Origin of the sequence: Nostoc sp. UHCC 0252, from assembly GCF_034931145.1 — a bacterium.
In the GTDB taxonomy this organism is placed as follows: domain Bacteria; phylum Cyanobacteriota; class Cyanobacteriia; order Cyanobacteriales; family Nostocaceae; genus Nostoc.
Genome location: NZ_JAYGHE010000027.1, coordinates 78,583 through 85,856, shown reverse-complemented (window position 1 = coordinate 85,856; position 7,274 = coordinate 78,583). Strand labels below are relative to the sequence as shown.

4 protein-coding genes are annotated in these 7,274 nt (G+C 38.9%); 2 read left to right on the top strand and 2 right to left on the bottom strand.

Annotated elements, in window-relative coordinates:
* Positions 1–772 precede the first annotated feature (772 nt).
* Positions 773–3,460, top strand: coding sequence for a CHAT domain-containing protein (locus tag VB732_RS16965; protein ID WP_323232034.1), 2,688 nt, complete (start codon positions 773–775; stop codon positions 3,458–3,460).
* A gap of 184 nt (positions 3,461–3,644) precedes the next feature.
* On the opposite strand, the gene VB732_RS16960 is transcribed toward VB732_RS16965, so the two are convergent.
* A complete protein-coding gene (locus VB732_RS16960; protein WP_323232033.1) occupies positions 3,645–4,499 on the bottom strand; it encodes a phosphate/phosphite/phosphonate ABC transporter substrate-binding protein in 855 nt (284 codons plus the stop codon).
* 188 nt (positions 4,500–4,687) lie between these two features.
* Here VB732_RS16960 and VB732_RS16955 point away from each other — a divergent pair, with 188 nt between their 5' ends.
* Entirely contained in the window at positions 4,688–5,602 is a 915-nt protein-coding gene (locus tag VB732_RS16955; RefSeq protein ID WP_323232032.1) for a Tll0287-like domain-containing protein, read from the top strand.
* A gap of 41 nt (positions 5,603–5,643) precedes the next feature.
* Here the strand turns inward: VB732_RS16955 and VB732_RS16950 are convergent, their stop codons facing one another.
* Positions 5,644–7,020: a serine/threonine-protein kinase gene (locus VB732_RS16950; RefSeq protein WP_323232031.1), complete on the bottom strand. Its 1,377-nt coding sequence runs from the start codon at positions 7,018–7,020 to the stop codon at positions 5,644–5,646.
* Between the last annotated feature and the right edge of the window lie 254 nt (positions 7,021–7,274).

The window sequence follows — 7,274 nt, the reverse complement described above, 5'->3', positions numbered from 1 at the left end:
TAATTTGGGCTTTCGCTGGCGAATGGCTGCTTATGGTCGATATTAGGCATAAATAATAAAGAATACTTTGAATTCTGGCTATTTGAATATGATGTACTTTATTCATAGGTATTTTTCCTTGAAAGCATTAAAATAAAGTTCACTATATTACTGAATTGAATATCTTTCTCTCTTGTAAGATTCGAGATTAGATCATCATTTATTAATATCAGCACCAAAACTAGTGATTACGCAAAAATACATGGTGCAGAAAAAATTAATTACTTGCTGCTACCTAACAATAAGGGTTTTGGCTATTTTTTGCGTAAGTCCTATATATAAGACTCCTATTTTATTTTTGACAAAAATTTGGTACACTTTAATCTTCTAGAATCCTGATTAATGTTTTAGAGAAATTGCAGAAAACTGCACATTTTTTAGCAATTTCAGTTTTTTCTGCTGATTTCTGGTAATTTAAGCAATAGCTAATAATAAATTGAATGGGCTACGCTACGCTTCCCTACGAGAGCTATGCCGTAGACTTTACGCTTTGCTATCTGCCAGTGGTGGAGATGTTTATTCTGAATTCTGAATTCTGACTTTTATTTCGATAACTTTTATCTGGGTGGAGAAATATGAAAGCCAAAAAAAATATTTTAAAATATTTTTCTCTACACATTGGTGGATGCAGATGTTGCTGAAGCTTGTCAACTTGCACAAGAGACTAATTTATTTCTTTACTGGGCAACACCAAAAACCAAATCGGCATCTAAGACTTATCCAAGTATCATTTTTGACTACATTATTAACATGCGTTGTGTTTGGACAAGTTATATCTGCACAAACTCCAAATGCTACTGTACTAGTTGAACAAGGAATTAAAGCTTATAATGCGGGAAATTTTTTTAGTGCGATCAAATATTGGCAGGAAGCATTAAATCAGGATAAAAATAATCCAGGCTCTACTGCGGTTGTAAATGAAAATTTGGCGCGTGCTTACCAAGAAATAGGAGACAATAAAGGAGCGATCGCATCGCTATCGACGGCAATTCGTGACTATGGTGCGGCAGAGAATATACAGCAAGTGGGACGGATGAAGTCTGAACTTGCCCAAGTTTATAACAATTTGGGACAACCCCACAAAGCGATCGCACTTTTATGTGGCAAACTGGTAGATAACTCAAAAAGCTCCGAAAATCAACCAACTAACATAGAATGCACTCCAGAAAGTGCTGCCCAAATTGCCACCAAATACAACGATAAAATCGGTCAAGTTGCAGCTTTGGGAATTCTCGGTGAAGCATATCGCTTAATGGGTGATTACAACCAAGCAATTCAATATTTGCATGTAGCACAAAAACTTAATTCAGCTTCTGAGTTTTTGGTGCTAAATAGTTTAGGAAATGCTTACAAAAGCCGCGCTCAATTACGAGAGTTACAAGCTGATTCAGCAAATAAAGTCGGTATTACTAGTAAAGAAAATGAATTTACTCAACAGGCTATAGAAGACTATAAGCGAGCTTATGAATATTTTGATAGAAGTACAAAACTCGCCAGCAACCATAAAGATACTTTAGCAGAGATGCGAGGATTATTAAATTTAATTCAGTTGGGTTCTCTTACTAATAAGAGCAAAGTTATTAACGATGAGGAGCTTAACAAAAACCTTCAAAATGCTTTAAAAGTTCTTGGCAACTTACCCGATTCTGCCACAAAAGTCTACGGGGCAATTGATTTAGCATATTTGCAGCGCGATGCTAAAGGAACTTCACCCTTTACCTCTTGTCCACCTCAGCTGGTTTTATCTGCTAATAATGAAGCATTTAATTTGCTTAACAACTCAGTATTAATAAGTAAAAAATTACAAGATAATCGCCTAATTTCTTATTCTAATGGTGCTTTAGGTCATTTCTGGGAATGTAACTCAGACAATGAAAAAGCCTTAAAATATACCCAAGCTGCTATCCTTGCAGCAGACAATAAATTGAGTGCAAAAGATAGCTTGTATTTGTGGGAATGGCAAGCAGGACGTATTTTAGATAAACAGAATCGAAAAGAAGAAGCGATCGCATCGTATCAACGAGCATTTGATACCCTAGAAGATATTCGCAGCGATATTTTAACGGCTGAACGAAATGTCCAGTTTGACTTGCGCGATGTTGTGCGCCCATTGTACCGTACCTTGGCACAGTCGCGGCTCGATTTGTTAGAAGTTGGAGCAATGCCTACAACGGGCTACGCCTACGCAGATGAACGACGCGCCAAAGAACTATCGAAAGTAGTTAACACCATTGATTCGTTGAGACTAGCAGAATTACAGAATTATTTTGGCAACGATTGTATTTTAAGTGCCTTGAATCCCAAACAAGTAGGAGAACTCCTCAAAGACAATAGTGTAGCGTTTCAAAATACTGGGTTTTTGAGTTCCATAATATTAGATGGCAAAACTGGAATATTATTGCAGTTACCCAATCAGGAAACTAAATTTAAGTGGATTGAAGCCTCAAACCAAGAAGGTAGAAAAATAATTAGTAGCGACACACTACGGGAAAAAATTACCGAGTTTCGCACAGGACTAGTTAAAGGAAAAGAAGAATTTAACTACAATACAACAACTGCGGCACAACTTTATGATTGGATAATTCGCCCCTTTGCTGAGGATCTCAAACCGGAAAAAATCAAAACCCTGGTGTTTATTCAGGATGGGTTTTTGCGTAGTGTTCCAATGGCAGCACTTTACGACAGCCAACAACAAAAATATTTAGTTGAAACCTACGCGATCGCTACAACCCCCAGTTTACGACTTAACACACCCAAAGCCCGCGATCGCAGTACACAAAAGGCGTTAATTTTAGGTTTAACAGAAAAAGCCACAATCGACGGAAAGACTTTTGATGCACTTACTGCTGTTCCTGATGAAGTTAAGGCAATTAAAAGTATATTTCCTAATCATACCGAGCTTATAAATGAAAACTTTTTCCCCGAAAGTTTTCAAAAAACCCTTGACAAAAGGAGATATCCTATTGTTCACATAGCTAGTCATGCTCAATTTGGGATCATTCCTGAAGACACCTTTATTGTCACAGGCAAAAACGAAAAACTTACCATCATTCAATTAGAAGACTCGCTGCGAAACCTCAGCAACAAATCCGATAATGTCGAACTACTCACATTAACTGCATGTGAAACCGCAGTTGGCGACGACCGTGCCACACTAGGATTAGCTGGAGTTGCATTGCAAGTTGGGGTTAAAAGTGCGATCGCATCTTTGTGGAATGTCACAGATGAATCAACATCGGAATTAGTCAAAGAATTTTACACCAATTATCGCAACAGTGGCATGAGTATTGCGGAAGCATTGCAAAAAGCCCAAATTAAAATGATTCATGCTCAAAAATCATCGCCATCTGACAATATACATACCAGCTATAATAATCCTGCTTATTGGGCCCCAATAATTGCGATCGGTAATTGGCTTTGATGCTAATTACCGAATTTGTATATCCGTAAGGAAGGCAGCAGTAATTATATCGTGTCCGGTTAAAGACTTATCATTAAGACCGCAGGGGGGCAGGGGGCGGGGAGCAGGGGGAAAGAGGGTTTCTCGCTTTTTGCACAGATGTGAGAATTATAACTAATTAGCCGGACATAATATTATACGTCAACTAAAATAATCGCACAGGTTTCTTTTGCAGATTAGAAGTAATCGAACTTACCCGATCAACCACAGAAATCATGTATCTGTAATCTGGTACTTGTCCATTGGCTACATATCCAACTTCTTGAGCTAAACCGGAAGGCGCATCACTCATCACTTTGCGGATAAACTCTTGACGGTTACGTTCTACATTTGGCCCAATCAAGACCACGCCTAATGGTACATAACGAGGATCTTTAAATATTATGCGGAATTCGGTGGGGGCTAACTGTGGAGCATAGAGAGACAACTCTGCCTCTGATACAGCACAGGCGATCGCTTTTCCTTGAGCCACCAAGTCCAGTGCAACTTTGGGTGTGGGTGCAAATATGATCTCAGCTAGTGTTGTACCATAAAGATTGTAAAGAGGCAAATAATATCCTGTTGCCGAGCCTAACTGACCTAAAGCCACTGTTTTACCTTGCAGTTGTTTCAATTCAGTGATGGGACTGTCTTTGCGAACAACGAAGATTGAACGCAAGTTACTAATACCTATTAAAGGAAACAGGGCAGAATATTGGTGACGTGCGATCGCAATAGCCGCTAAACCCGGTGGAGCAAATACCAATGACCAAGCACGAGCTTCAAGGCGCTCAACCGCTCTATTTTCATTAAAAACAGGCTCTAGCTGAATATATGAGTTTGTTTTTTCACCCAAATAACTATTAAATCTAGCATATTGATTAATTATCTGTTCGCCTCCACCATAGTTGATAACGCCAATGGTTAACGTACCCTCAATGCTGTTTTTTGGTTTGCAGGCAGCAAATGTAAAACCGAGTAAATTAAAAATAAAGAAACGCCGGGAAAATCGCAAAAACATCGTTAGTTATGGTTAAGTAAATAACTTGGTTGTCAGGACTAATTTAGATAAGTTTGACTGCTGCCTAAATAAGTTATGTCGCAGCAAAAAATTAATATTTATTTAAAAATTGTTGAAATCTTTTCTAACAGGTATAAATAAATATTAGACATTAGACAAACTCATATACCACATTCGTTGGTTAGGTTATGTTAAATAACATTACGTTAAAAAACTTAAAAATCGGTGCTAAATTCAACTTCCTTTTAATATTAGTTTTCATAGTTAGTATTGTGGGAAGTGGCATTGCCTTATCCAGTGTACTTCAGGGGAGAGCGCAAAATGAAGTAACTTCTCAAGCGCAGATTCTCATCCAGATGATGAACGCAGTTAGAGATTATACACAAAACCGTATAGCTCCTCAATTAGAACCTACATTAGACACTAGTTCAATATTCATACCTGAAGTTGTACCAACTTTTTCTTCTAAAGAAGTGTTTGAGAATTTTCGTAAAAAGTCTGAATATAAAAACTTTTTTCACAAGGATGCAACACTGAATCCCACGAATTTAGTGGATAAAGCTGATAGTTTTGAAACTCAACTTGTAGAACGTTTTCGTAACGACTCCAAAACTCAAGAAATTACAGGCTTTCGCAACTTGCCAGAAGGCGAAGTATTTTACATAGCGCGACCACTAAAGATTACACAACAGAAATGTCTGCGATGTCATTCTACACCAGATCAGGCTCCTAAAAGTCAGTTAGTAACTTATGGCTCAGAAAATGGTTTTGGTTGGCAACTCAATCAGATTGTTTCTGCTCAAATAATCTCTGTTCCTTCCCAAGAGATTTTTGCCAATGCCCAACGGACTTGGATCTTGGTCATGGGACTTTTAATTACTATTTTTGCGATCGTCGTTTTCTTAATTAACTTCCTAATCAAAAAATATGTGATTCAGCGCATCAGAAAAATAGAGAAGATAGCCCAAAAAGTTAGCATTGGTGATATGAGCGCTGATTTTGAAGAAAGCTCTAATGATGAAATTGGCGGGTTAGCAGAAGCCTTTAATCGCATGAAAGCTAGTTTAAAAATAGCGATGGAAATGTTGAATAGCCAGAACTAATAATTTGTAATACTCGCTAAACCTGTATTCTGTTCGATAAATTAAGACAGTAGACGCTGCTGAAATTGCAAAGCTTTTTCAGGATCGGGGATTTGTGATGCTAGGATTTTCACAAATTCTGCACGAGAAATTTGTCCAGAAGATTTAACAGCTTTTTGGACTAGAAACTTAGCTATTGGGCCGATAAAATCAGCCAATTCCCGCTCACACTGATGGAGAAAACTATCGTTGATTACTTGAGATTCTTGGCTTGATAAAGTATTGGATTTAACTTCAGATTGAACGGTAACTTCCTGTAGTTGAGTAGGTTTTTCTAGTAGAAATATTGTTTTTTTCTTAAAATCAATTTGTTGATTTTCTCGAAGACGAAGGGCTAATTGGCTAATTAATTCTTCCAAATTGGGCGCTGATGCTGCAACTTGCTGTAGTAACCTTGAGGCAACGGGGCCAATAAAATCTACAAGAATCGTTTCTAAGCGGCTGTAATTTTCCCCAGACAGCATAACAGCAGGCGAATGCCCAATTGAGCTTTGTAAAGATGAAGCTTGAGGCGGTTGTGTAAAAGATGGTGATTGAAATGATTGCACTTTTACTCTGGTATCCAGATGCTTAAGCGCTTGTAAAACTTCAGCCGCAGACTGATAGCGCTGTTTGAAGTGGTGTAGCACCATCTTAGATAACACAGATGCCAACTCAGAACTGACTTTAGCCTGATGCTGCCAAGAAATTTCACCAGTATCTGGATCTTCCTCAAAGTTTATAGGGTGTAACCCCGTCAACGATTGAATACCAATAATACCTAAAGAATAAATATCGCTGTTGGGGCGAGGCTTACCTTGTCCTTGTTCTGTAGACATATATCCTGGAGTACCGATGATAATAGTAGCCCCTGTGCGCCCTGAAACCGTAAGCAGTTGAGTTTGGACTTGTTTAACTGCGCCAAAATCAATCAGCACTAACTTGCCATCTTGCTGCCGCCTAATTATATTGTCTGGTTTGATATCTCGATGGATAACGTTGTGGCTGTGAATAAATTGCAGAATACCCGACACCTGTTGGAGAAGTTGAATTACTTGGTCTTCTGACCAAAGTTGATTGGGTAAGAGTTCTGCTTTCAGGGTATGCCCCTCAATGAACTCTTGCACCAAGAAGAACTCTTGGTTGTCTTCAAAATAGGCTAAAAGCCGAGGAATTTGGTCATGGCTGCCCAGTTTTTCTAGTGTTTCTGCTTCACTAGTAAATAGCCGTCTAGCAGTTTCGAGAAATTCGGGGCTACGAGTGACGGGCTTAAGGTGTTTGACAACGCATTTCGGGAAACCTGGCCGATGAGTATCTTGGGCTATATAAGTTTGACCAAATCCACCTCCACCTAAGACCTGGAGGACTTGGTAACGTCCGTCTAATAGTTGTCCTAACATTGTGTCACTTGCCTTAAGTCCTCAAATTCATCTTGGCACAACTCCCAGCTTTGGGAAGGTTTGTTGAGAAAGTCGGTAGTGCTGAAATTCCAAGATTTTTTGAAGATTTAACTACAAGTTCTTGACTCTCAGGAACTGGTTAAAGGATTAGCCGTCTACAGTGAAGAGTTGTTGGGGAATGGGGAATGGGGAATGGGGAATGGGGAATGGGGAATGGGGAATGGGGAATGGGGAATGGGGAATGGGGAATGGGG

Excerpts from the sequence above, each read along its gene's own strand:
- VB732_RS16960 (WP_323232033.1), bottom strand. The coding sequence starts at position 4,499 with ATGTTTTTGCGATTTTCCCGGCGTTTCTTTATTTTTAATTTACTCGGT.
- VB732_RS16955 (WP_323232032.1), top strand. The coding sequence starts at position 4,688 with ATGTTAAATAACATTACGTTAAAAAACTTAAAAATCGGTGCTAAATTC.
- VB732_RS16950 (WP_323232031.1), bottom strand. The coding sequence starts at position 7,020 with ATGTTAGGACAACTATTAGACGGACGTTACCAAGTCCTCCAGGTCTTA.